Source organism: Streptomyces sp. NPDC020780 (assembly GCF_044334475.1).
In the GTDB taxonomy this organism is placed as follows: Bacteria; Actinomycetota; Actinomycetes; order Streptomycetales; family Streptomycetaceae; genus Streptomyces.
Genome location: NZ_JBIRTB010000008.1, coordinates 332586 through 353044, shown reverse-complemented (window position 1 = coordinate 353044; position 20459 = coordinate 332586). Strand labels below are relative to the sequence as shown.

At 72.9% G+C, this 20459-nt stretch carries 23 protein-coding genes; 15 read left to right on the top strand and 8 right to left on the bottom strand.

Annotated elements, in window-relative coordinates:
* Positions 1–5 precede the first annotated feature (5 nt).
* The 5 genes from ACH4VO_RS18245 to ACH4VO_RS18225 all read right to left on the bottom strand — a co-directional run bounded on the left by ACH4VO_RS18245 (position 6) and on the right by ACH4VO_RS18225 (position 5372).
* The gene (locus ACH4VO_RS18245; RefSeq protein ID WP_360985767.1) at positions 6–1415 is read right to left on the bottom strand and encodes a HAMP domain-containing sensor histidine kinase; all 1410 of its coding nucleotides are present in this window, start codon (positions 1413–1415) and stop codon (positions 6–8) included.
* Entirely contained in the window at positions 1412–2143 is a 732-nt protein-coding gene (locus ACH4VO_RS18240; protein ID WP_360985764.1) for a response regulator transcription factor, read from the bottom strand. Before ACH4VO_RS18240 ends, ACH4VO_RS18245 begins: the two co-directional genes overlap by 4 nt.
* Positions 2144–2338: 195 nt before the next feature.
* Entirely contained in the window at positions 2339–3400 is a 1062-nt protein-coding gene (locus ACH4VO_RS18235; RefSeq protein WP_360985761.1) for a trypsin-like peptidase domain-containing protein, read from the bottom strand.
* Positions 3401–3500: 100 nt separating this feature from the next.
* Positions 3501–4544, bottom strand: coding sequence for a LacI family DNA-binding transcriptional regulator (locus tag ACH4VO_RS18230; RefSeq protein ID WP_360985758.1), 1044 nt, complete (start codon positions 4542–4544; stop codon positions 3501–3503).
* 24 nt (positions 4545–4568) lie between these two features.
* Positions 4569–5372 (bottom strand): response regulator transcription factor, encoded by an 804-nt coding sequence (locus ACH4VO_RS18225; protein WP_360985755.1) that lies wholly within the window; start codon positions 5370–5372, stop codon positions 4569–4571.
* Between the two features lie 300 nt (positions 5373–5672).
* Here ACH4VO_RS18225 and ACH4VO_RS18220 point away from each other — a divergent pair, with 300 nt between their 5' ends.
* The 8 genes from ACH4VO_RS18220 (at position 5673) to ACH4VO_RS18185 (ending at position 11303) form a co-directional block, all read left to right on the top strand.
* Positions 5673–6575, top strand: a complete 903-nt coding sequence (locus ACH4VO_RS18220; protein ID WP_360985752.1) for an alpha/beta fold hydrolase — start codon at positions 5673–5675, stop codon at positions 6573–6575.
* Between the two features lie 41 nt (positions 6576–6616).
* Complete coding sequence (locus ACH4VO_RS18215) at positions 6617–6871, top strand: MoaD/ThiS family protein (RefSeq protein WP_360985749.1); 255 nt, start codon at positions 6617–6619, stop codon at positions 6869–6871.
* 10 nt (positions 6872–6881) lie between these two features.
* A complete protein-coding gene (locus tag ACH4VO_RS18210; RefSeq protein WP_360985746.1) occupies positions 6882–8294 on the top strand; it encodes a hypothetical protein in 1413 nt (470 codons plus the stop codon).
* A gap of 196 nt (positions 8295–8490) precedes the next feature.
* The gene (locus tag ACH4VO_RS18205) at positions 8491–9186 is read left to right on the top strand and encodes a DUF2993 domain-containing protein (protein ID WP_360985743.1); all 696 of its coding nucleotides are present in this window, start codon (positions 8491–8493) and stop codon (positions 9184–9186) included.
* Positions 9187–9422: 236 nt separating this feature from the next.
* Positions 9423–9503 (top strand): putative leader peptide, encoded by an 81-nt coding sequence (locus ACH4VO_RS18200; protein ID WP_350310325.1) that lies wholly within the window; start codon positions 9423–9425, stop codon positions 9501–9503.
* Positions 9504–9649: 146 nt separating this feature from the next.
* On the top strand, positions 9650–10489 hold the full coding sequence (locus tag ACH4VO_RS18195) for a sulfurtransferase (RefSeq protein WP_360985740.1): 840 nt from the start codon (positions 9650–9652) through the stop codon (positions 10487–10489).
* A 62-nt stretch (positions 10490–10551) separates the two neighbouring features.
* Positions 10552–10839: a DUF1416 domain-containing protein gene (locus ACH4VO_RS18190; RefSeq protein ID WP_014154938.1), complete on the top strand. Its 288-nt coding sequence runs from the start codon at positions 10552–10554 to the stop codon at positions 10837–10839.
* A gap of 95 nt (positions 10840–10934) precedes the next feature.
* Positions 10935–11303 (top strand): DUF3099 domain-containing protein, encoded by a 369-nt coding sequence (locus tag ACH4VO_RS18185; RefSeq protein WP_360985737.1) that lies wholly within the window; start codon positions 10935–10937, stop codon positions 11301–11303.
* A gap of 30 nt (positions 11304–11333) precedes the next feature.
* On the opposite strand, the gene ACH4VO_RS18180 is transcribed toward ACH4VO_RS18185, so the two are convergent.
* Positions 11334–11696, bottom strand: coding sequence for a DsrE family protein (locus ACH4VO_RS18180; protein WP_360985734.1), 363 nt, complete (start codon positions 11694–11696; stop codon positions 11334–11336).
* A 361-nt stretch (positions 11697–12057) separates the two neighbouring features.
* Between ACH4VO_RS18180 and ACH4VO_RS18175 the strand changes: the two genes are divergently transcribed.
* From ACH4VO_RS18175 to ACH4VO_RS18165, 3 genes are read left to right on the top strand one after another with little or no spacing between them, the layout of a single operon-like run.
* Positions 12058–12630 (top strand): FABP family protein, encoded by a 573-nt coding sequence (locus ACH4VO_RS18175; RefSeq protein ID WP_360985731.1) that lies wholly within the window; start codon positions 12058–12060, stop codon positions 12628–12630.
* A gap of 53 nt (positions 12631–12683) precedes the next feature.
* A complete protein-coding gene (locus ACH4VO_RS18170) occupies positions 12684–13190 on the top strand; it encodes a transcriptional repressor (protein WP_360985728.1) in 507 nt (168 codons plus the stop codon).
* Between the two features lie 22 nt (positions 13191–13212).
* Complete coding sequence (locus tag ACH4VO_RS18165) at positions 13213–14178, top strand: folate-binding protein (RefSeq protein ID WP_360985725.1); 966 nt, start codon at positions 13213–13215, stop codon at positions 14176–14178.
* Between the two features lie 32 nt (positions 14179–14210).
* Here ACH4VO_RS18165 and dtd read toward each other — a convergent pair whose 3' ends face one another.
* Positions 14211–14660: a D-aminoacyl-tRNA deacylase gene (gene dtd / locus ACH4VO_RS18160; RefSeq protein ID WP_360985722.1), complete on the bottom strand. Its 450-nt coding sequence runs from the start codon at positions 14658–14660 to the stop codon at positions 14211–14213.
* Positions 14661–14775: 115 nt separating this feature from the next.
* On the opposite strand from dtd, the gene ACH4VO_RS18155 reads away from it, so the two are divergent.
* From ACH4VO_RS18155 to ACH4VO_RS18140, 4 genes are all read left to right on the top strand, one after another.
* The gene (locus ACH4VO_RS18155; RefSeq protein ID WP_360985719.1) at positions 14776–15465 is read left to right on the top strand and encodes an ABC transporter substrate-binding protein; all 690 of its coding nucleotides are present in this window, start codon (positions 14776–14778) and stop codon (positions 15463–15465) included.
* A 53-nt stretch (positions 15466–15518) separates the two neighbouring features.
* A complete protein-coding gene (locus ACH4VO_RS18150) occupies positions 15519–16484 on the top strand; it encodes an asparaginase (RefSeq protein WP_360985716.1) in 966 nt (321 codons plus the stop codon).
* Positions 16485–16712: 228 nt separating this feature from the next.
* A complete protein-coding gene (locus ACH4VO_RS18145; RefSeq protein ID WP_360985713.1) occupies positions 16713–17966 on the top strand; it encodes a GNAT family N-acetyltransferase in 1254 nt (417 codons plus the stop codon).
* A gap of 779 nt (positions 17967–18745) precedes the next feature.
* A complete protein-coding gene (locus tag ACH4VO_RS18140) occupies positions 18746–19387 on the top strand; it encodes a TetR/AcrR family transcriptional regulator (protein WP_398440969.1) in 642 nt (213 codons plus the stop codon).
* Between the two features lie 146 nt (positions 19388–19533).
* Here ACH4VO_RS18140 and ACH4VO_RS18135 read toward each other — a convergent pair whose 3' ends face one another.
* A complete protein-coding gene (locus ACH4VO_RS18135; protein ID WP_360985710.1) occupies positions 19534–20178 on the bottom strand; it encodes a dihydrofolate reductase family protein in 645 nt (214 codons plus the stop codon).
* Between the last annotated feature and the right edge of the window lie 281 nt (positions 20179–20459).

The following is a 20459-nucleotide window of genomic DNA, read 5'->3' as shown; positions in this document are numbered from 1 at the left end:
CCCGCTCACACCCCCGGCGGCGGCGTCGGTGCCCCCGGCAGCCGGATCGTGGCCACCGTGCCGTCCCCGTCCGCCGGGCGCAGGGTGATCTCCCCGCCGGCCTGCTGGACCGTGCGGGCCACGATGGACAGGCCCAGGCCGGAGCCCGGGAGCTGGCGGGCCGAGGGGGAGCGCCAGAAGCGTTCGAAGACGTGCGGGAGTTCCTCGGCGGGGATACCGGGACCGTGGTCGCGCACGGTCAGCTCGCCCCGGTGCAGGACGACGTCGATCGTCCCGCCGGGCGGGCTGAACTTCACCGCGTTGTCCAGGACGTTGACGACCGCCCGCTCCAGGGCCGCCGGTTCGGCCCGCACGTACCAGGGGGCCAGGTCGGCGGTGACCGTCAGCTCGGGCCCGCGCAGCCGCGCCCGCCGCAGGGCGGTACGGGTGACGTCGTGCAGCGCGACCACCTGCAGCGGGCCCGGCTGGGCGGCGTCGGGACGGGAGAGCTCCTGGAGGTCGCCGATGAGCGCCGCGAGCTCCGTCATCTGGGCCTTGACGGAGGCCATCAAGGCCCTGCGGTCGTCGGGTGGGATGGCCCGGCCCGTGTCGTCGCTACGGGCGAGCAGTTCGATGTTCGTGCGGAGCGAGGTGAGCGGGGTGCGCAGTTCGTGCCCGGCGTCCGCGATGAGCTGGGACTGGCGGTCGCGGGAGGTGGCCAGGGAGCTGGTCATGGTGTTGAAGGAGCGGGAGAGCCGGGCGATCTCGTCCTCCCCCTCGACCGGGATGCGGACGGTGAGGTCCTCGGTGCGGGCCACGTGCTCGACCGCGTCGGTCAGCCGGTCGACGGGGCGCAGGCCGGTACGGGCGATCCACAGGCCGGCCGCCCCGGCGCCGAGGACTCCGATGCCGGAGACGAGGACGAGGACCCAGGCGAGGGTGGAGAGCGGACCGGTCACCTCGGCCTCGGGCCGGGCCACGGACACGGCGTAGACCTCCTGGGAGGGGCGCAGTTCCACGCCGTAGGTGAAGACCCGCATCCTCGTGCCGTCGGCGGCGGTCGCGGAGCGCAGCACGTCGGCGCGTGTGCCGGCGGCCACGGCCAGGTCCTCGGCCGTCGGCGTGATGCGCGGGGTCCCGGGCCGGGCGCAGACGGTGCCGGCCGCGTCGATGATCTGCAGGGAGTACGCGCCGGGTGACTGCACCGGACCACGGCCCGTGCCGCGGCAGCTGGCCAGCAGGTCGGAGACGTAGGACCTGTCGACGGTCCGGGAATTGCGCAGCGACTCGTCCAGCTGGTGCTCCAGCTGCTCGCGCGTCACGAACCAGCAGGCGGCGGCCACCGCCGCGACGGCCGCCGCCACGGCCGCGGCGACCAGCAGCGCGAGCCGGGAGCGGAGCGGCAGCGCGCGCAGGCGGAGTGCCGGTCCGCTCACCCCTCACCGCCGCCGGGCCGCAGGGCGTAGCCGACGCCCCGCACGGTGTGGACGAGGCGCGGCTCGCCGCCGGCCTCGGTCTTGCGGCGCAGGTACATCACGTACACGTCCAGGGAGTTGGAACTGGGTTCGAAGTCGAAGCCCCAGACGGCCTTGAGGATCTGTTCGCGGGTCAGCACCTGCCGGGGGTGGGACAGGAACATCTCCAGCAGGGTGAACTCGGTGCGGGTCAGTTCGACCCGACGGGTGCCCCGGGTGACCTCGCGGGTGTTCAGGTCCATACGGAGGTCGGCGAAGGACAGGACGTCGTCGTCGGGGACGGCACCGCCCGCCGGGCTCGCGTACGAGCTGCGGCGCAGCAGGGCCCGGATGCGGGCGAAGAGCTCGTCCAGCTCGAAGGGCTTGACCAGGTAGTCGTCGGCGCCGGCGTCCAGGCCGGTGACCCGGTCGCCCACCGTGTCGCGGGCGGTGAGCATCAGGATGGGTGTGGTGGAGCCGGTGGACCGGATGCGCCGGGCGGCGGTGAGGCCGTCCATGCGGGGCATCTGGATGTCCAGGACGATGAGGTCGGGGGCGTACGCCTCCGCCTTGGCGAGGGCGTCGTAGCCGTCCACGGCGACTTCGGTGCCGTATCCCTCGAAGGCGAGGCTGCGTTGCAGGGCCTCGCGCACGGCGGGCTCGTCGTCGACGATCAGGACGCGCTGGGGATCGTCTTCGGCGGGGCTCATCGCTTCTTCGTCCTCTTCCTTCGGTCCGGTACGGCGTGCTGTTCCCTCAGCCTCGCACGGCCTCGCTACGGCGTCTCGCGGCGCGGCGTGCCCGGCCGGTGCGGGGCCCGGCCCGGCGGGAGGCGGCGGGGGCCCGGGCGGCCGTCCCGGCGGCCGGGGCGGGCGGGCCGGTGCCGACGCATCGGGACCGGCCGGTCAGGAGCCGTCGCCGGCGCGCAGGGCGGACAGGTCGGCCTTGACGGTGTCGACCGGGATGGCGAAGCCGAGACCGACACTGCCCGCCGCCGAGCTGTCGGCGGAGCCGGCCGAACCGGGTGCATACATGGCGGAGTTGATGCCGATGATCTGGCCCTCCATGTTGATGAGCGCGCCACCGGAGTTGCCGGGGTTGAGCGAGGCGTCCGTCTGGATGGCCTTGTACGTCGTCCTGGACGTACCCGTGTCGCCGTTGAACTGCTGTCCGCCGAACTCGAACGGCCAGTTCCCGCCGCCCTGTTGCTGCTGGCTCTGCTGGTCGTCCTTGGCGACCGTGACGTCGCGGTCCAGCGCGGAGACGATGCCGCTGGTGACCGTGCCGGTGAGGCCCTCGGGGGAGCCGATCGCCACGACCTGGTCGCCGACCGCGACCGACGAGGAGTCGCCCAGGGTCGCGGTCCTGAGCCCGCTCGCGCCCTGGAGCTTGATGAGCGCCAGGTCCTTGCCCGGGTCCGTACCGACGACGTCGGCGGTGTACGACCTGCCGGTGCTGAGGGCGACCTTGATCTGGGAGGCACCGGAGATGACGTGGTTGTTGGTGATGATCTCGCCGTCCGAGGTGATGACGACCCCGGAGCCGGTGGCGTTGCCCGACGAGGAGGCCGCGCTGATCTCGACGATGGCCGGCGACACGGCCGCCGCCACTCCGGACACGGTGCCCGTGCTGCTCTGCGCGACGGTGGTGCCGTGGACCGCGCCGGCGGACGTGGTGGTGCCCTGCCCGCCCCCGGAGAGCTCGCCGATGAGGGTGGCGGTGCCGCCGCCCACCGCCGCCGCGGCGATCGCCACGGCCGCCAGCAGGGCGAACGGCCGCTTGACGCGGCGCTCCGGTGCCGGGGCGTCCGGGGCGCGGTGCGGGGCGGGAGCACCGGGTACCGCCGAGTGCTCCTGCGGGCCCGGGCCGTAGGCGGGCGGCGGCGGGTAGGCCGCCTCACCGTTGCCGTACGGGGGGTGCATCGGGTACGTCGGGTACTCGCCGCTCGGGCGGTGGCTGTCTGTCATGTCTACGAGAGTGGCCAGCCAACATGAGAACAGCCTGAGGGCGCCCTGAGAAGCCCGGCAGAACCGCGTACGGCCGAGATGAGGAAGCCCGCCGTCGCCGCTACCGGGCGGTGACCGGTGGCTCCCCGCAGCCGCACGACCGCCGCACCACCAGGGCGGACGGGAACTGCTTCAGGCGCTCCCGCCGCGACCCCGAGACGCGCAGCGAGTCGTCCAGGACGAGGTCGACGGCGGCCCGCGCCATGGCCGGGCGGTCCGAGAAGACCGTCGTCAGGGGCGGATCGGTCAGGCCCGCCTCCTTGACGTCGTCGAATCCGGCGACCGCGAGCTCCCCGGGTACGTCGATGCGCAGTTCGCGCGCCGCCCGCAGCACCCCGATGGCCTGGTCGTCGGTCGAGCAGAAGATCGCCGGGGGCCTGTCGGGTCCCGCCAGCAGCTCCAGAGCCACCCGGTAGGCGTCGTAACGGTTGTACGGGGCGTGGAAGAGGCGCCCCTGTGTCGTCAGCCCCGCCTCCTGCATGGCGCGGCGCCAGCCCTCGATGTGGTCGGCGACCGGGTCACCGACCACCGGGGTCGACTCCGTGCCGCCGAGGCAGGCGACGTAGTCGTTGCCGTGCTCCAGCAGGTGGCGGGTGGCGAGCTGGGCGCCGCCGACGTCGTCCGTGACGACCGCGACGTCGTCGATGGCCTCCGGGCGCTCGTGCAGCAGGACGACGCGGGCGTCCCAGGCCTCGATCTCGGCCGCCGCCCGTTCGCTGGGGCCCTGGCTGACCAGGATCAGCCCGGAGACGCGCATGCCGAGAAAGGCACGCAGATAGTGGACCTCGCGCTCGTCGCGGTAATCGGAATTGCCGACGAGCACCATTTTCCCGCGCTCGGCGGCGGCCTGTTCGACCGCGTGCGCCATCTCGGCGAAGAAGGGCTGCCGCGCGTCCGGCACGATCATCCCTATGAGGTCGGTGCGCCGCGAGGCCATCGCCTGGGCGACCCGGTCGGGCCGGTACCCCAGCTCCTTGATCGCGGCGAGCACCCGCTCGCGCGTGGCCGGGGCAACCGGCCGGGGTCCGTTGTTGATGACGTAGCTGACGACCGCTGTCGAGGTCCCCGCCAGTCTCGCCACATCGTCCCGCGTCACCTTGGCCACGCGCGGCAGTCTACGCGGATCGACCTACCTCTTGGCGGTTCGTTCCGGGGCTTCTTCCCTGATCTCGTCCTGCGCGGACTGCTCCGTACGGGCGACGGCTTCCCCGCCCGTCCCCGGCGCCGCCCCGGTGGTGCCCTCGTCCGCCGCGCGCTCCCCCTTCTCGGGGGTGACGAAGCGGTAGCCGACGTTGCGGACGGTGCCGATCAGCGACTCGTGCTCGGGGCCGAGCTTGGCGCGCAGCCGCCGTACGTGGACGTCGACCGTGCGCGTACCGCCGAAGTAGTCGTAGCCCCACACCTCCTGCAGCAGCTGGGCGCGGGTGAAGACCCGGCCGGGGTGCTGGGCGAGGTACTTCAGGAGCTCGAACTCCTTGAAGGTGAGGTCCAGGACCCTGCCCTTCAGCTTGGCGCTGTACGTCGCCTCGTCCACCGACAGGTCGCCGTTGCGGATCTCCATGGGGGAGTCGTCGGCGGTGAGCTGCTGACGGCCGGTGGCCAGCCGGAGCCGGGCCTCGACCTCGGCGGGGCCCGCCGTGTCCAGCAGGACGTCGTCGATGCCCCAGTCGGCGGTGACGGCCGCGAGACCGCCCTCCGTGACCACGAGGATCAGCGGACAGCCCGGCCCGGTGGACCGCAGCAGCTGGCACAGCGACCGCACCTGGGGGAGGTCGCGCCGGCCGTCGACGAGAATGACGTCGGCACCCGGGGTGTCGATGAGTGCGGGTCCGTCGGCGGGGGCGACCCGCACGCTGTGGAGCAGAAGGCCGAGGGCGGGGAGCACCTCCGTCGACGGTTGAAGGGCATTCGTCAGAAGCAGCAGTGAACTCATCGCCGCCCACCTGCCTGGGTCGTCGGTCGATCGTGCACGGTTCGCTCGCCCATTACGTCGGTCCTCCTCGTTTCCCTGCGAGAGGGGCACTCCCGGGTCGGACCCGGGGGAGTATGCGGCACTGCTTCGTACTCCCGTACGGCCGTTCACCCTGAGGCGAGCGTCCTACGGTTCTTACGGTGCGGCCCCCTGTCCGAGGGCCGCTGAGGTTGCTGAAACGTCTCCGTAACAACACTCGGAAAGCACAAAAGGACCCGGGGGCTGCATTGCCCGGATCCTCTTCGCAGCAGAATAGCCCACATGAGTTCAGTGTCCGAGGGTTGTTTCCCGAGTTCTTCTGTTCCCTCGATCACGCCGGGCCCCCGGCACGCCACATTGCTGACCGGTGACGGGGTCCGTATCGAGGCGGTGTACACCCCGTGTACGGCGGGTTCCGCGCCCGGGGGCCGCGGCGCTGCCGACCGGACTGCGGTGGTCGTCGCGCACGGCTTCACCGGAGCCGCGGACCGGCCGGCCGTGCGGCGGGCCGCGGAGGTGTTCGCCCGGCGTGCTGCCGTGGTCACGTTCTCCTTCCGGGGCCACGGGAGGTCCGGCGGACGGTCGACCGTGGGCGACCGCGAAGTGCTGGACCTGGCCGCGGCGGTCGCCTGGGCGCGGTCCCTGGGGCACCGGCGCGTCGTCACGGTCGGCTTCTCCATGGGCGGCTCCGTGGTGCTGCGGCACGCCGCTCTGTACGCGGCGCCCGGTGCCGCCGGAACGGACTCCCTCCCGGAGGCCGAACGGGTGAAGGGGCGCGCCGCTGTGCGCGGGGCGCGCACGGCGTACTCGGATGCCGTGGTCGCGGTGAGCGCTCCCGCCCGGTGGTACTACCGGGGCACGGCCCCCATGCGGCGCCTGCACTGGGTGGTCACCCGCCCCGCGGGCCGGCTCGTCGGCCGGTACGGCTTCCGCACCAGGATCCACCGGGAGGACTGGGACCCGGTACCGCTCTCCCCGGCCGAGGCGGTCCCGCTGATCACGGCTCCCCTGTTGCTCGTGCACGGCGACCGGGACCCGTACTTCCCCGTGGACCACCCCCGGATGCTGGCCGCGGCCGCCGGGGGCCGCGCGGAACTCTGGATCGAGCGGGGGATGGGGCACGCCGAGAACGCGGCGGACGAGGCCCTGCTCACGCGTATCGCCGACTGGGCGGCGCCGGCGTGATTCATCATGGGCAGCTGACGTACAACGAAAGGGGTGCCGCCATGGCAGCGGGGACGATCCGCTACTGGGCCGCGGCCAAGGCCGCCGCAGGGACCGCCGAGGAGCCGTACGCGGCGCAGACGCTGGCCGAGGCGCTCGACGGGATGCGCGAACGGCACCCCGGTGAGCTGGCACGCGTCCTGCTCCGCTGCTCGTTCCTGATCGACGGGGACCCCGTGGGGACGCGCGGGCATGAGACCGTACGGCTTGCCGAGGGCGGCACGGTCGAGGTGCTCCCGCCGTTCGCAGGAGGGTGAACCGCAGACCATGAGCGACAACGATCAGCAGTATCCGTACCCGCACGACCCGGGATACGACCAGCAGGGACAGCCGTACCCGCAGCACGACCCGCGGTACGACCGGTACCCACAGGGGCAGGGGTACGCCCAGCAGGGACAGCCGTACCCGCAGCAGGGACAGCAGGAGGCGTACGGTGACCCGCCCACGCCCTCCCAGGACGCCTACGCGGCCCCGTACGCGCACCCCTCCGGCCAGGACGGCCGGCCGCCGGGGCAGGCGCCGCAGGAGTCCGCCGGGCACCCCTGGCAGGGCCACGCCGGGAACGACGTCCACGGCGCCGCGGATCAGGGCGCGTCCCAGACGTGGCAGGGTCAGACCTGGGACACCCAGTACCAGCCGACGATCCAGCCGCAGGCCCCGCAGGCCCCGCAGGCCGCCTACCGGCCGGTGGAGGAGCCGCAGCCGTACCACCAGCCCGAGCCGCGACCCCAGGACGCCGCGTACTACAGCCCGGCCCCGCAGCCCGCAGCCGTGCGGGGCGGGGCCCCGGCCGCCTACCCGCTGCCGCCGGAAGCCCCGGTCACCCCGCCCGCCCCGGAAGCCCACGCCGGCCCCGGGACGGGGACGGTACCGACCGGGGACGACACGGGCTACAGCGCTCCCACCACCCTCGGGAACAGCAGGATCACCGACGCCCAGCGGGCCCGCGCCGAAGGACGTTCGCCGATCATCGCGCCCGGGATGCAGCCCGCCGCCCTCACGGCCGGTCTCGGCCTGCTCCTGGCGCTCGGTGCGGCCGTCGGCCCCTACGCCCTGCTCGTGCCGCTGGTCCTGCTCCAGGCCGTGACCGCCGCCGGCTGGTTCCGGCTCAACGGCATGTGGCCGGCCAGGCAGGGCATCGCGCTCGCCTTCGCGGGCGGTCTCGCCGCCGACGTCGTCCTGCTCGTGGCGGGCCGCGACAACGCGCCGGCGGCTCTCCTCGGCACGCTCGGCGTCTGGGTGCTGCTCACCCTCGTGCTCCAGTTGCGCAGCCACGCCGGCGCCGACGAACGGATGTACGGCCTGACGGCCACCGTCGCCTCGGCCGCGCTCGCCGTGCTGGCCGCCGGGCACCTGGCGGCCGTACCGGACGCGGTCACGGTCGCAGGGATCGCGGTCGCCGTGGCCGTGGTGGTCCGGGCCCTGCCGCTCCCGGGACCCGTCTCGGTGGCCGCGGCGCTGCTGGCCCCCGCGGCGGCCGGCGCCCTCCTCGGCGGGTTCACGGATTTCGGCGCGCAGGCGGCTCTGCTCGCCTTCGCGGCCGGTGGCTGCGCGCTGGTCGGGCTGCGGGTGGCGAGCTACGACTACCCCTCCCGCTTCGTGCACATGACGGCCGGTGTGGCCCTGCCGCTCACGGCCGCGGCCCCCGCGGTCTATCTGATCGGCCGCGTCCTCACCTGAACCGCGTCACCCTCGCCGCGCCCTCCGGCCGGTTCCGCTCTCTCCCGAGAGTCGCGTGTGCACGCATGTGAGCGCGCGGGCAGGGTACGGAACCGGCCGGGCCTGTTCCTCGTCGGTGATTCCGGGCGTGCCGTGCAGCGGCAGTGGGCTCGCGGGCCCCAGGGGTCCGGCCGGTCGGAGTGGGGGAGCAACGGGTATGCGCGCACTGCGAATACTGCTGATCGTCGCCGTGGTGCTGGGCGGCGTCTTCGTCGCCGTCGATCGGGCCGCCGTGTACGTCGCGGAGTCGGAGGCGGAGGGCAGGATCGGCTTCAGCGGTGCCGAGGCCGGCTCCACGGACGTCTCGATCAAGGGGTTCCCCTTCCTGACCCAGGTCGCCGACGGCCGCCTGGACCGGGTCGACGTCAGGGTGACGGACCTCCGGACCAGCGCGGCGGGCCGGTCGATCCGGATCAGTGAGATCCGGGCCCGGCTGAGCGAGGTGACGCTGGGGGCGGGATACAGCAGCGCGACGGCCGCCCGGGCCACCGGGACGGCCGTCGTCTCGTACGCGGACCTCACCGCGGCGGCCGACGAGGGCGTCACGGTCGCCTACGGGGGCGACGGGAAGGTCAAGGTCACCGGCACGATCCGGATTCCCCTGCTGGACCGCGCGGTCTCCCGCAGCGTGCTCTCCACCGTCACGCTGGTCGACGGCGCCACCGTCAAGGTGCGCGCGGACGAGGTGCCCGGCGAGGGCATCCCGGGCCTGGAGGGGCTGGTGCGGAAGAAGACCGACTTCGAGCGGGAGATCGGTGGGCTGCCCGAGGGGCTGGAGCTGGAGAAGATCGAGGTGACTCCCGGGGGCCTGGAGATCTCGATGACGGGGGCGGACGTCGAGCTCGCCGGCTGACGGCGGAACCGGAGCCGATCTCCGGGCGGGGCGGCCGACCGTGCGGAGGGACCGGGCCGGGGATCCAGATGATGAGACGGCCTCGTCCGACCCGCAGATGGCTTCTCCGTCCACAGGCCTCGGGCCTGGCGGAGGAGGCCGGTCGCCGACCCTTTCATCTTGCATGGCGGACGATCGCGTCTCATCATGCGACACGGCGGTGACATCTCCGCCCGTACCTCCCTACGATCGGACGCATGAAGCGACAGGCGGACCTCACGAAGCGGCGGGCAGTAGACCTGTGCCGCGTCGCCGCCATGCTCTGTCGCACCTTCTGAGCGGGACCCTCTCCCGTTTCCCCCCGGCCCTTCGACGACATCAGGGCCGGACCCGTGCCTCCCGTACGCGTCCCGCTCGACGCACCTGCGCGTACACCTCGCACCCGCACACCGCACCGCCGCAGACTGCCCCGGAGGAGAAACACATGAGCCGCGCAGACGTCCTGGTCGACGCCGACTGGGTCGAGGCCCACATCGACGACCCGCAGGTGGCCATCGTCGAGGTCGACGAGGACACCTCGGCGTACGAGAAGAACCACATCAGGAACGCGATCCGGATCGACTGGACGAAGGACCTCCAGGACCCGGTCCGCCGTGACTTCGTCGACCAGGCCGGCTTCGAGAAGCTCCTGAGCGAGAAGGGCATCGGCAACGACACCCTCGTGGTCCTCTACGGCGGCAACAACAACTGGTTCGCCTCGTACGCGTACTGGTACTTCAAGCTGTACGGCCACGAGAACGTCAAGCTCCTCGACGGCGGCCGCAAGAAGTGGGAGCTCGACTCCCGCGACCTGACCGACGCCGTCCCGACGCGCCCGGCCACCCAGTACACGGCCAAGCCGCAGGACGAGTCGATCCGCGCCTACCGCGACGACGTGGTCAAGGCCATCGGCAGCCTGAACCTCGTCGACGTGCGCTCGCCCGACGAGTTCAGCGGCAAGCTGCTCGCGCCGGCCCACCTCCCGCAGGAGCAGTCGCAGCGCCCCGGCCACGTGCCGAGCGCCCGCAACATCCCGTGGTCGAAGAACGCCAACGACGACGGCACCTTCAAGTCGGACGACGAGCTCAAGGCCCTGTACGAGGCCGAGCAGGTGGACCTGTCGAAGGACACCATCGCGTACTGCCGCATCGGTGAGCGCTCCGCGCTCACCTGGTTCGTCCTGCACGAGCTGCTCGGCCAGGAGAACGTCAAGAACTACGACGGTTCGTGGACCGAGTACGGCTCCCTGGTGGGCGTGCCGATCGAGCTCGGCGCCGGCAAGTAGTCCCGCAGGACCCGTACCGCAGGATCCGTACCGCAGGACCCCGACCAGAAGGACAGAACACCATGTGTGGAGCACAGGCCGGCGGCCCGGACGCTTCGACGATCAAGCCCGGCGAGACGACGATCCAGGGCAGCGTGACCCGTGACGGCGAGCCCGTCACCGGGTACGTGCGGCTGCTGGACTCGACCGGCGAGTTCACCGCGGAGGTCCCGACCTCGGCGACCGGACAGTTCCGCTTCTACGCGGCCGAGGGCACCTGGACGCTCCGCGCCCTGGTGCCGGGCGGCACCGCCGACCGTACGGTCGTGGCGCAGACCGGCGGCCTCGCCGAGGTGGCCATCGCCGTGTAGTCCGGCGCGCATACGGCCGGAGGGCCGCACCCCAGGGGGTTGGACGCCACCTGATCGGGGTGCGGCCCTCCGTGCTCCGGTCCTAACCTGGAAGCATGTACGCCCGGCGCCGACGTGCCTACTTCCTGATGATGGGCGGATGCCTCGTCCTCTTCGTCTCCGCCTGGGCTTTCGTGCGTCTGTGGTCGATTCCCGCGGCCGTGGCGATGTGTGTGGTCGCCATGGTCATTCCGCCCGTCGCGGCGATCGTGGCCAACCGCCGGGGCCCGGACGACCGCTGGTGGGACGACCCCCCGCCGGACCCCCCGCCCCCTGCGCCCACCGCGGACCCCCGACCCGGCGGCGCGAAGTCCCGCCCGAGCGGCGCCGGACCCGGCGAGGGCGGGCTCACCCCCACCGGTGACCCGGTGTCGGACGAGTGGTGGGACGAGCTCGACGGCAGGAAACGCCGCCGCCGCCCCTGAGGCGGCCCGCCGCCGGCCGGGACGCCCGGATCAGTAGACGAGCGCCTGCGTGTCCTGCGCCATGGCCTCCTGCACGAACACCTGGGCGCCGGCGATCCGTACGTCCTTCAGGACGTCCTTCTCCGTGATGCCGCGCCGTGCCGCGCACTGGGTGCAGAGCGTGATCCGCCCGCCCGCCTGGATCGACTCGATGAGATCGGGCAGCGGCGCGGAGTGCGGCAGTTCGAACTCGGCGGCCCGCCCGGGCAGGGCGAACCAGGCGGATTCGCCGGTCAGCCAGAGCGAGACCTCGACCCCGCTGGCGACGGCCACGGCCGCCACGGTGAAGGCCTGTGAGCAGCGCTCGGCGGAATCGGCCCCGGCGGTCACCTTGATGACGAGCTTCTTGGACATGGACGGAACTGTAATCGCCTGGCCGGGCCCCTCTCCGGGGAGCCCGCGGACCGGCCGGGTTCGCCCCCGAGGTCGCCGTCCGGGGCCGGGGGCCGCAGGGCCGGGCGGACCGCGCCCGGGAAACCCCGGGCCGTCGCCCCGGGCCTCCACCCATTAGGCTGGAGGCCCGGCCGCGTACCGCCGTCACGTCGTTCGTATCGAGGAGCTCCCGTGCTTGAGGCTTTCTTCTCCGCCCTGCTGGTCCTGGTCTGCGTCGGCGTGCTCGCCTTCGCCGGCCTGACCGTGAAGAAGCTGTACCAGGGCCAGCGCTGACCCTCGCCGAACACCTCCCGTACACCCTCACAGATCGTCTGAGCCGTTCATGATCGAGATTCCGTCCGACCTCCACCCGGACCTCGTACCGCTGGCCTTCCTCCTCGGCAACTGGGCGGGTGCGGGCGTCTCCGACTTCCCCGGGGCCGAGAAGTGCAACTTCGGCCAGGAGGTCACCTTCCGCCACGACGGCCGGGACTTCCTCGAGTACGTCTCGCACTCCTGGGTGCTGGACGCCGACGGCAACCAGGTCAGGCCGCTGGAGTCCGAGTCCGGCTACTGGCGCGTCGGCAAGGACCGCAAGGTCGAGATCGTCATGGTCCGCGACCAGGGCGTCGTCGAGGTCTGGTACGGCGAGCTGGCGAAGCAGAAGCCGCAGATCGACGTGGTCACCGACGCGGTGGCCCGCACCGCGGCCTCCGGCCCGTACAGCGGAGGCAAGCGGCTCTACGGCTACGTGAACAGCGACCTGATGTGGGTCGGGGAGAAGGCCACCCCCGACGTCGAGCTGCGACCGTACATGTCGGCGCACCTCAAGAAGGTCGTCACCCCCGAGGAGGTCGCCGCTATGGCGAAGAGCCTCGGCGACATGCCCGACGACGGCATCGCGTTCTTCAAGTAGGAGCTCCCGCGACGGCGCCCCGGCCGGGGCGCCGCCCGCCCTACACTGGGCCCGTGGTGAGCACCGACTGGAAGACCGATCTTCGCCGGCGTGGTTACCGGCTGACGCCTCAGCGCCAGCTCGTCCTGGAGGCCGTCGACACGCTGGAGCACGCGACCCCCGACGACATCCTCTGCGAGGTGCGCAGGACCGCGTCGGGCGTCAACATCTCCACGGTCTACCGGACCCTGGAGCTCCTGGAGGAGCTCGGGCTCGTCAGCCACGCCCACCTGGGACACGGGGCGCCCACGTACCATCTGGCCGACCGCCACCACCACATCCACCTGGTCTGCCGTGACTGCGCGGACGTCATCGAGGCGGACGTCGACGTGGTCGCCGACTTCACCGCCAAGCTCCGTGACACGTTCGGCTTCGAGACCGACATGAAGCACTTCGCGATCTTCGGGCGCTGCGCCGGCTGCACGGCGAAGGCGTCCCGGTCCGCCGGCGCGGAGGCACCCGGTCCAGGCCCCGCGGAGGAGCCCGGCGGTGGGCGGCACAGCGAGTCGGACACGCTGTGAGACGAGTCGTACGCTTGGTCGCATGAAGAGCCCCTTGCTGTCCCTGCCCGGCGCCGTCCCCGCCGAGGGGCGCGACGAAGGCGTCGCCGCGCACTACGGCGACCTGTTCCGTGAGCAACGCGCCCTGGCCGAGGGCAACGGCCTGGTCGACCTCTCGCACCGCGGAGTCGTCACGGTCACCGGCGACGACCGGCTGACCTGGCTCCACCTGCTGCTCACCCAGCACGTCAGCGACCTCGCCCCCCACCGGGCGACCGAGGCGCTGATCCTCTCCGCCACCGGTCACATCGAGCACGCCCTCTACCTCGTGGACGACGGGACGACGGTGTGGATGCACGTCGAACCGGGGACGCAGGGCGAGCTGATCGCGTACCTGGAGTCGATGAAGTTCTTCTACCGGGTCGAAGTCGCCGACCGCACCGAGGACTTCGCCGTCGTGCACCTGCCGGCCGGATCCATCGCCGAGGCCCCGGACGGCATCGCCGTACGGGAGACGGCGCACGGCCGGGACCTCTTCCTGGAGCGCGCCTCTCTGGAGGAGTACGCCGCCGCGCACGGCCCGGTGGCGGGCATCCTGGCCTACGAGGCGCTGCGGGTCGAGGCGCACCGCCCGCGGCTCGGCTTCGAGACCGACCACCGGACCATCCCGCACGAGCTGGGCTGGATCGGCACCGCCGTCCACCTCCAGAAGGGCTGCTACCGGGGGCAGGAGACGGTCGCCCGTGTCCACAACCTGGGGAAGCCGCCGCGCCGGCTGGTCTTCCTGCACCTGGACGGCAGCGAGGTGCACCTGCCCGGCCACGGCACGCCGGTCCGGCTCGCCGCGGACGGTGCGGAGGGCCGCCAGCTCGGCTTCGTCACCACCTCGGCCCGCCACCACGAGCTGGGACCCATCGCCCTGGCCCTGGTCAAGCGGAACGTGGCCGTGGACGCGGAGCTGATCGCCGGGGACACCGCCGCGGCCCAGGAGACGGTCGTCGAGCCGTAGCCCGCCCACGGCGCGGGTCCACCGGACAGCCCTCAGACCTCGACGAGTACGGTGAACGGGCCCTGGTTCGTGAGCGAGACGCGCATCTGCGCTCCGAACCTGCCCGTCTCCACCCGGGCGCCCAGGGCGCGCAGCTGCGCCACCACCTCGTCGACGAGCGGTTCGGCGACCTCGCCCGGGGCGGCGGCGTTCCAGGTGGGCCTGCGGCCCTTCCTGGCGTCGCCGTAGAGCGTGAACTGCGAGATCACCAGGAGCGGGGCGTTCACGTCCGAGCAGGACTTCTCGCCCTCCAGGATCCGCAGGGTCCACAGCTTGCGGGCGAGCTGCGCCGCCTTCTGGACGGTGTCCCCGTGGGTGACCCCCACCAGCACACACAGCCCCTCGCCGACGATCTCGCCGACGGTTCCGGTCCCCTGCGGATCGTCCGCGAGGCCGGGGACGGTGACGGTCGCGCCGTCCACTCTCTGTATCACTGCACGCATACAGACCAACCTATCTTGGGCCGAACGGGTACAGAGTACCTGCGTGAGCACCCTGCGTAGTGGCACCATGCACGATGTCGGTGTGCCGACGCACCGGTCGAGGGGACGGAACAGCATGAGTACACAGGGAACCGGGCCATCACCCGGTGCCGTACCGGTGACGCGTACCGCCGGTGCCGTGCGGCCACCGGTGCAACGGACCGGTACCGCACCCGCGCAGGGTCCGCTGCCCGCACCACTGCCGGGGCCCCTGTCCGGGCCGCTGCCCGCGCCGGTGTCCGTGCCCGGGCAGACCGGGGCGGGCGAAGGGCCGGCTGCGGCCCGGCCGCAGGCCGGATTCCGCGGGCTGCGCCTGCCGGAACTGCGCACCCTGCGACGGGACGCCCAGCGCGACGAGGCGGACCTGAGTTACGTACGCCGCCTGGTGCAGGGCCGGATCGACATCCTGCGGGCCGAACTCGCCCGGCGGGCGGCCCCGCAGTCGCCGGTGGTGGACCGGCTCCCGGAGATCCTCCGGGACACGCCGTCGGTCCACCGCTCCTCGGCACGGCACGTCACCCTCACCACGCCGCGTACCGACGAGTACCGGCAGCTGGCCGCCGACACGCTTGCCGAGATCGGGCTGTCGGACCTCGACGCCCGGACGGACGAAGAGCTGCTGACGGCCACGGGGCGGCTCGTGCGCTACGAGCGGCAGGTGTCCCGGCGCCGTCACCGGCTCCAGCACACCGTTGACGATTGCAGCGCGGAGATCACCCGCAGGTACCGTGACGGGGAAGCACACGTAGACGACCTGCTCGCCTGAAGCGATCCTTCCGGGGGCGGGTTCCGCCCGCCCCCGGAAGGCCACCAGCCACCATGACCTCCATATCCTCCGCGCCCGCCCCGCTCCCGGTCCTGGCCGAGGTCGTCCGGTCCGGCTTCACCGAGGGGCACCACCGGGGATCGCTGGTGCTGCTGGCCGCCGACGGGAGCGTGGAGTTCGCGCTCGGTGATCCGGCGGCCCCGGTCTTCCCGCGCTCGTCGAACAAGCCGATGCAGGCCGCCGCGATCCTGCGGGCCGGTCTCGACCTCTCCGGCGAGCGTCTGGCGCTGGCTGCCGCCAGCCACTCGGGCGAGGACTTCCACCTCGACCTCGTGCGCACGATGCTCGGCGAGCACGGGCTGAAGCCGGACGACCTGCAGACCCCGCCGGACCTGCCGCTCGACCCGGTGGAGGCCGAGGCGTACCTCGCCGCCGGGCGGGTGCGGGAACCGCTCACCATGAACTGCTCCGGCAAGCACGCGGCGATGCTCGCGGTCTGTGTGCGCAACGGCTGGGACACGGCGACGTACCTCGACCCGGCGCACCCGTTGCAGCTGCTGGTCGGCCAGGTCGTGGCGGAGGCGGCGCGCGAGCCGGTCGCGGCGGTCGGCACGGACGGCTGCGGCGCTCCGCTGATGGCGATCGGGCTGGTGGGCCTGGCCCGCGCGTTCCGTACGTTCGTGCTGGCGGAGCCGGGCAGCGCGGAGCGGAGGGTCGCCGACGCGATGCGTGCGCACCCGGAGTACGTGGCGGGCACGCGGCGGCCGGACACCTGGCTGATGCGGGAGGTGCCGGGCACCCTGTCCAAGATGGGGGCCGAGGCGGTGCAGGCGGTGGCGCTCGCGGACGGCAGGGCGCTGGCCTTCAAGATCGACGACGGTTCGACGCGGGCCCTGGGACCGGTGCTGGCCCGGTCGCTCGACCTGCTCGGCGTCGACGCCCCGGTCGTCTCGCGCATCGGCAGGGCGCCGCTGCTGGGCGGCGGCGCGGAGGTCGGTGCGGTCCGGGCGGCGTTCTGAGGAGCCTGTCGGTGACCTGGAACCGGAAAGCGGACGCGGTCCGCCGCGGGCGATTCCACGGCGCGGGAACGCCCTCGTAGCGGAGATACGTGGGCATGTCGGCAACGCGGGACGCGTGCGGGCCGGGGCGTGGACGCTCGGTCGGAGGTCATCCGACAGGCTCTGAGAGCCTGCGGGCGGCCGGAAAAGAGCGCGACACAGCGTGCGGCGTGTGCCTAGCGTGAGCCCATGAGCCTCGATCCGCGTACCGTGTCCGCCGCCGAGTTCCCCGACTGGTACCGCGCTGTGGGGACGGGATTCCTGCGCTCGTCGATCCCGGCGCCGGACGAGGAGGTCGCGGTGCGTCTGGCCACCATCGATCTCGGCCGTGTGCAGGGGGTGTTCGACGCCGGGCGCTGTGTGGCCACCTTCCGGTCGTTCGCGCAGGAACTGACCGTCGTCGGTGGCGCCACCGTGCCGGCGGACGCGATCACCGCCGTGACGGTGACGCCCACGCACCGCCGCCGCGGGCTGCTCGGCCGGATGATGGCGGCGGACCTGGCGGCGGCGAAGGAGCGGGGTGACGTGGTCGCCTCGCTGATCGCGGCGGAGTACCCGATCTACGGGCGGTACGGGTTCGGCCCGGCGTCCTGGGCCACCGAGTGGGAGATCGACGTGCCCCGGGCGGGTCTCGATCCGCGCGAGCGGGTCCCGTCCGAGCAGGACGGCGGCCGGATCGAACTGGTCGAGGGCGCCGACGTGCGCAAGCTGGGTCCGGAACTGCACAGCCGTCTCGCGGCCCGGCAGCACGGTGTGGTCTCCCGGGACGAGCGCTGGTGGCAGCGGAACACGGGGGTGGACGTCCCGGCGTACGAGGGGTGGACGGAGCCCTTCCACGCGGTCCACCGGTCGGCGGACGGGGAGACGGACGGGCTGGTCACCTACCGCGCCGACGACAACTGGGGCGACCGGAAGCAGCCGCTGAACAAGGCGACGGTGGCCGGCCTGATCGCGGTGACCCCGGCGGCGGAACGCGCGCTGTGGCGGTTCGTCTGCTCCATCGACTGGATCACCACGGTCCGTACCGGCTACCGCGCCCCCGACGACCTGCTCCCTCTGCTCCTCCCGGACCCGCGCGCCGCCCGCGTCGTGACGCAGGCGGACTGGCTGTGGCTGCGGGTCCTGGACGTCCCCCGGGCCCTGGAGGCGCGCACGTACACGGCCGAGGCCACTCTGGTCCTGGACATTCACGACGGGGCGGGCCTGGCCTCCGGCCGCTACCTGCTGGAGACCTCGCCGTCCGGTGCCTCCTGCACCCCGACCACCCGGACCGCTGACCTGGCGCTGGACGTGCGGGAGCTGGGCACGCTGTACCTGGGCGACGAGTCCGCCCTGCGGCTGGCGGCGCTGGGGCGGATCGAGGAGCACCGCCCGGAGGCGGCGGCCAGGGCGGACGCGGTGTTCAGGACGGCACGGCGGGCGTGGTGCCCGGACGTGTTCTGACGGACGGCGGGGGCGGCCGGGCGAGCGAACGACGGGGATGGTGCGGGGGCCGCGCGCTGCGCGCTGCCCGCGTACGGGCGGGCGCGGTCCGTGCGCACGTGACCTGGTCCGAAGATCCGGTTCGGGAACGCCCGGGCGGCGCTCCCGAACCGGCGCGTACTCCTGCGGGTGGCCGGGTGGCCGGGTGGCCGGTGTGGCCCGGCGTCCGGGTGCCCGGGTGTCTCCGGGGTGGCCCCGTGCCCCGGTGTCTCTGGGGTGGCCCGGTGGCCCGGTGGCCGGGGTGGCCTGGCGTCGGGGTGCCCGGGAGGCCTGGTGTCGTCCGGGTGATGAGGCCGACGGCGGCCGAGAGCCGTGGCGCCCGAGTCCGTGGGCCCGGGCCGAGGATCTTCCCCGGACCCGGTGAGGCCGAGCGCCCCGACCACGAGGCCGAGCCGCGGTCTTCCCCTTCTACGCATCGCGTACGCCTTACCGCGTCGGCACGACGTCTCCCTAGGATGGTGGTCAGGGGCGGTACTGGGGAAGGCGGCTTCGGGTGACTGCTCATGAGCGATCCCGCGGCGGCCCTCGAGGCGGAGGGCGTGTCACCGCAGAGGTGTCAGGGGACGAGCACGGTGCGGCATCCGGCGCTGAGGGGGCTGCCGGCCACCGAGGGCATGAGCGAGCCGGACGGCCCCGCCCACGACCGTCAGGTCGATCATGAGTTCGTGTTCGGGCCCGAGCGGGTACTCGACGACATCGACGTGCTCGTACGGAAGGGGCCGGGTGGCATGAACGGGGACATGAACGGGGACACGGGCGGGGGGCGGCGCGGGGCGCCGGGCGGGCTGCGCGAGCGCAAGAAGCAGCGGACGTATCAGGCGGTCTCCGAAACCGCCATCTCCCTCTTCCTGGAGCGGGGCTTCGACAAGGTCTCCGTGGCCGAGGTGGCGGCGGCGGCCGAGATCTCCAAGCCGACGTTGTTCCGGTACTTCCCCACCAAGGAGGACCTGGTGCTGCACCGGTTCGCCGACCACGAGGACGAGCCTGCGCGGGTCGTGTCCGGCCGGGCGGGGAACACCTCCCCCCTGGACGCGCTGCACCGCCACTTCCTGGACGGCCTGGAACGGCGCGACCCGGTGACGGGCCTCTGCGACACCCCGGCGGTGCTCGCCTTCCTCGGCCTGCTCTACAGGACCCCGTCACTCGTCGCCCGGCTGTACGCCTACCAGAGCCGCTCGGAGGCCGCCCTCGCCCGCGCTCTGGACCCCTCCGCCGATGTCGCGGCGCGCCTGGCCGCCGGGCAGATCGTCGCGGTCCTGCGCATCCTGGCCGAGGAGAACTGGCGCCGGATCGAGGCGGGCGAGACCGCCGCGCAGGTGTACGGCGATGCGGTGGCGGCGGCCGGACTCGCCTTCGTACAGCTGAGGAACGGGCTGACCTGAAGAGCTCCCCCGACGGCGGGACGGGCCAGCACGCCTGGTCGTCGGGAGGTCGCGGACTGCGTCCGGCCGCAACGGCCCAGGTGGGAGTGAAGCCTGCGGTCCCCACCTTCCCATCGACCTGAGGTGGTTCCCCTGCGCTCCTCCTCTCACTTCCGCCAGAACAGGTGGTGCGTCACCCCGCTCGGGCTGGGCACGACATCGAGGTGGAACCGGTCGAGCAGTTCGTCGGGTGACTCCCAGAGCCGGGACCCCACTCCCAGCCGCACCGGGGAGACCACCACGTGCAGGGTGTCGACGAGGTCGGCGTCGAGGAACTCCCGGATGGTGGTGGCTCCGCCGCCCAGGCGGACGTCCTTTCCCTGAGCCGCTTCCCGCGCCTGGCCGAGGACCGTGGCGGGGTCGGCGTCGACGAAGTGGAACGTGGTGTCGGCGAGGGTGAACGACGGGCGCTCGTGGTGGGTCATGACGAACACCGGGGTGCGGAACGGAGGCTCGTCACCCCACCAGCCACGCCAGTCAAGGTCCTTCCAGGGGCCACGCTGGGGCCCGAATTTGTTGCGGCCCATGATCTCGGCCCCGATGTCGCGCGCGTAGTCCCGCGTCATGTAATCGTCCAGACCCCGGCTCCCACCGGGCTCGGTGCGCATGGGCCAGCTCGCCGTGGCACCGGCCCAGGCGAACATCTCGCCGGGATCGGCGTCGCCGAACGGTCTCTCGAGACTCTGGTTCTCCCCGGCACCGAAGCCGTCGCTGGACACGTTGAAGTTCTGGACTCTCAGCAGCTGCTCCATGGGTTCCTCATCCTCAGTGCGTTGGCAGGCGGCCCCGGAGGGCCGGGGGTATTCATCGGCACCCGGCGGAGGCCTGCTGTCCGGTGCAGCGGTCGCCTTCGGGGCAGCGGTCGGACGTTCGGGATCCGCGGCCGCCCGCAGCCCGCTGGTCGCGGGCTTGACCCGGCGCTGGACCCCGGCCGGCGGTGCCGGGATGCGAGCTGGTGCGGCGACGGCGGGGATGGCCGACGCCGACGAGTACGGCGCACCGTGGTCCGGTCCGCCGGTCGTGCCATGCTCGA

What these genes read in the sequence shown, in the direction of transcription:
- ACH4VO_RS18240 (WP_360985764.1), bottom strand. Translation starts at nt 2,143, where the DNA reads ATGAGCCCCGCCGAAGACGATCCCCAGCGCGTCCTGATCGTCGACGAC.
- ACH4VO_RS18235 (WP_360985761.1), bottom strand. Translation starts at nt 3,400, where the DNA reads ATGACAGACAGCCACCGCCCGAGCGGCGAGTACCCGACGTACCCGATG.
- ACH4VO_RS18225 (WP_360985755.1), bottom strand. Translation starts at nt 5,372, where the DNA reads ATGAGTTCACTGCTGCTTCTGACGAATGCCCTTCAACCGTCGACGGAG.
- ACH4VO_RS18220 (WP_360985752.1), top strand. Translation starts at nt 5,673, where the DNA reads ATGAGTTCAGTGTCCGAGGGTTGTTTCCCGAGTTCTTCTGTTCCCTCG.
- ACH4VO_RS18215 (WP_360985749.1), top strand. Translation starts at nt 6,617, where the DNA reads ATGGCAGCGGGGACGATCCGCTACTGGGCCGCGGCCAAGGCCGCCGCA.
- ACH4VO_RS18210 (WP_360985746.1), top strand. Translation starts at nt 6,882, where the DNA reads ATGAGCGACAACGATCAGCAGTATCCGTACCCGCACGACCCGGGATAC.
- ACH4VO_RS18205 (WP_360985743.1), top strand. Translation starts at nt 8,491, where the DNA reads ATGCGCGCACTGCGAATACTGCTGATCGTCGCCGTGGTGCTGGGCGGC.
- ACH4VO_RS18200 (WP_350310325.1), top strand. Translation starts at nt 9,423, where the DNA reads ATGAAGCGACAGGCGGACCTCACGAAGCGGCGGGCAGTAGACCTGTGC.
- ACH4VO_RS18195 (WP_360985740.1), top strand. Translation starts at nt 9,650, where the DNA reads ATGAGCCGCGCAGACGTCCTGGTCGACGCCGACTGGGTCGAGGCCCAC.
- ACH4VO_RS18190 (WP_014154938.1), top strand. Translation starts at nt 10,552, where the DNA reads ATGTGTGGAGCACAGGCCGGCGGCCCGGACGCTTCGACGATCAAGCCC.
- ACH4VO_RS18185 (WP_360985737.1), top strand. Translation starts at nt 10,935, where the DNA reads ATGTACGCCCGGCGCCGACGTGCCTACTTCCTGATGATGGGCGGATGC.
- ACH4VO_RS18180 (WP_360985734.1), bottom strand. Translation starts at nt 11,696, where the DNA reads ATGTCCAAGAAGCTCGTCATCAAGGTGACCGCCGGGGCCGATTCCGCC.
- ACH4VO_RS18175 (WP_360985731.1), top strand. Translation starts at nt 12,058, where the DNA reads ATGATCGAGATTCCGTCCGACCTCCACCCGGACCTCGTACCGCTGGCC.
- ACH4VO_RS18165 (WP_360985725.1), top strand. Translation starts at nt 13,213, where the DNA reads ATGAAGAGCCCCTTGCTGTCCCTGCCCGGCGCCGTCCCCGCCGAGGGG.
- dtd (WP_360985722.1), bottom strand. Translation starts at nt 14,660, where the DNA reads ATGCGTGCAGTGATACAGAGAGTGGACGGCGCGACCGTCACCGTCCCC.
- ACH4VO_RS18155 (WP_360985719.1), top strand. Translation starts at nt 14,776, where the DNA reads ATGAGTACACAGGGAACCGGGCCATCACCCGGTGCCGTACCGGTGACG.
- ACH4VO_RS18150 (WP_360985716.1), top strand. Translation starts at nt 15,519, where the DNA reads ATGACCTCCATATCCTCCGCGCCCGCCCCGCTCCCGGTCCTGGCCGAG.
- ACH4VO_RS18145 (WP_360985713.1), top strand. Translation starts at nt 16,713, where the DNA reads ATGAGCCTCGATCCGCGTACCGTGTCCGCCGCCGAGTTCCCCGACTGG.
- ACH4VO_RS18140 (WP_398440969.1), top strand. Translation starts at nt 18,746, where the DNA reads ATGAACGGGGACACGGGCGGGGGGCGGCGCGGGGCGCCGGGCGGGCTG.
- ACH4VO_RS18135 (WP_360985710.1), bottom strand. Translation starts at nt 20,178, where the DNA reads ATGGAGCAGCTGCTGAGAGTCCAGAACTTCAACGTGTCCAGCGACGGC.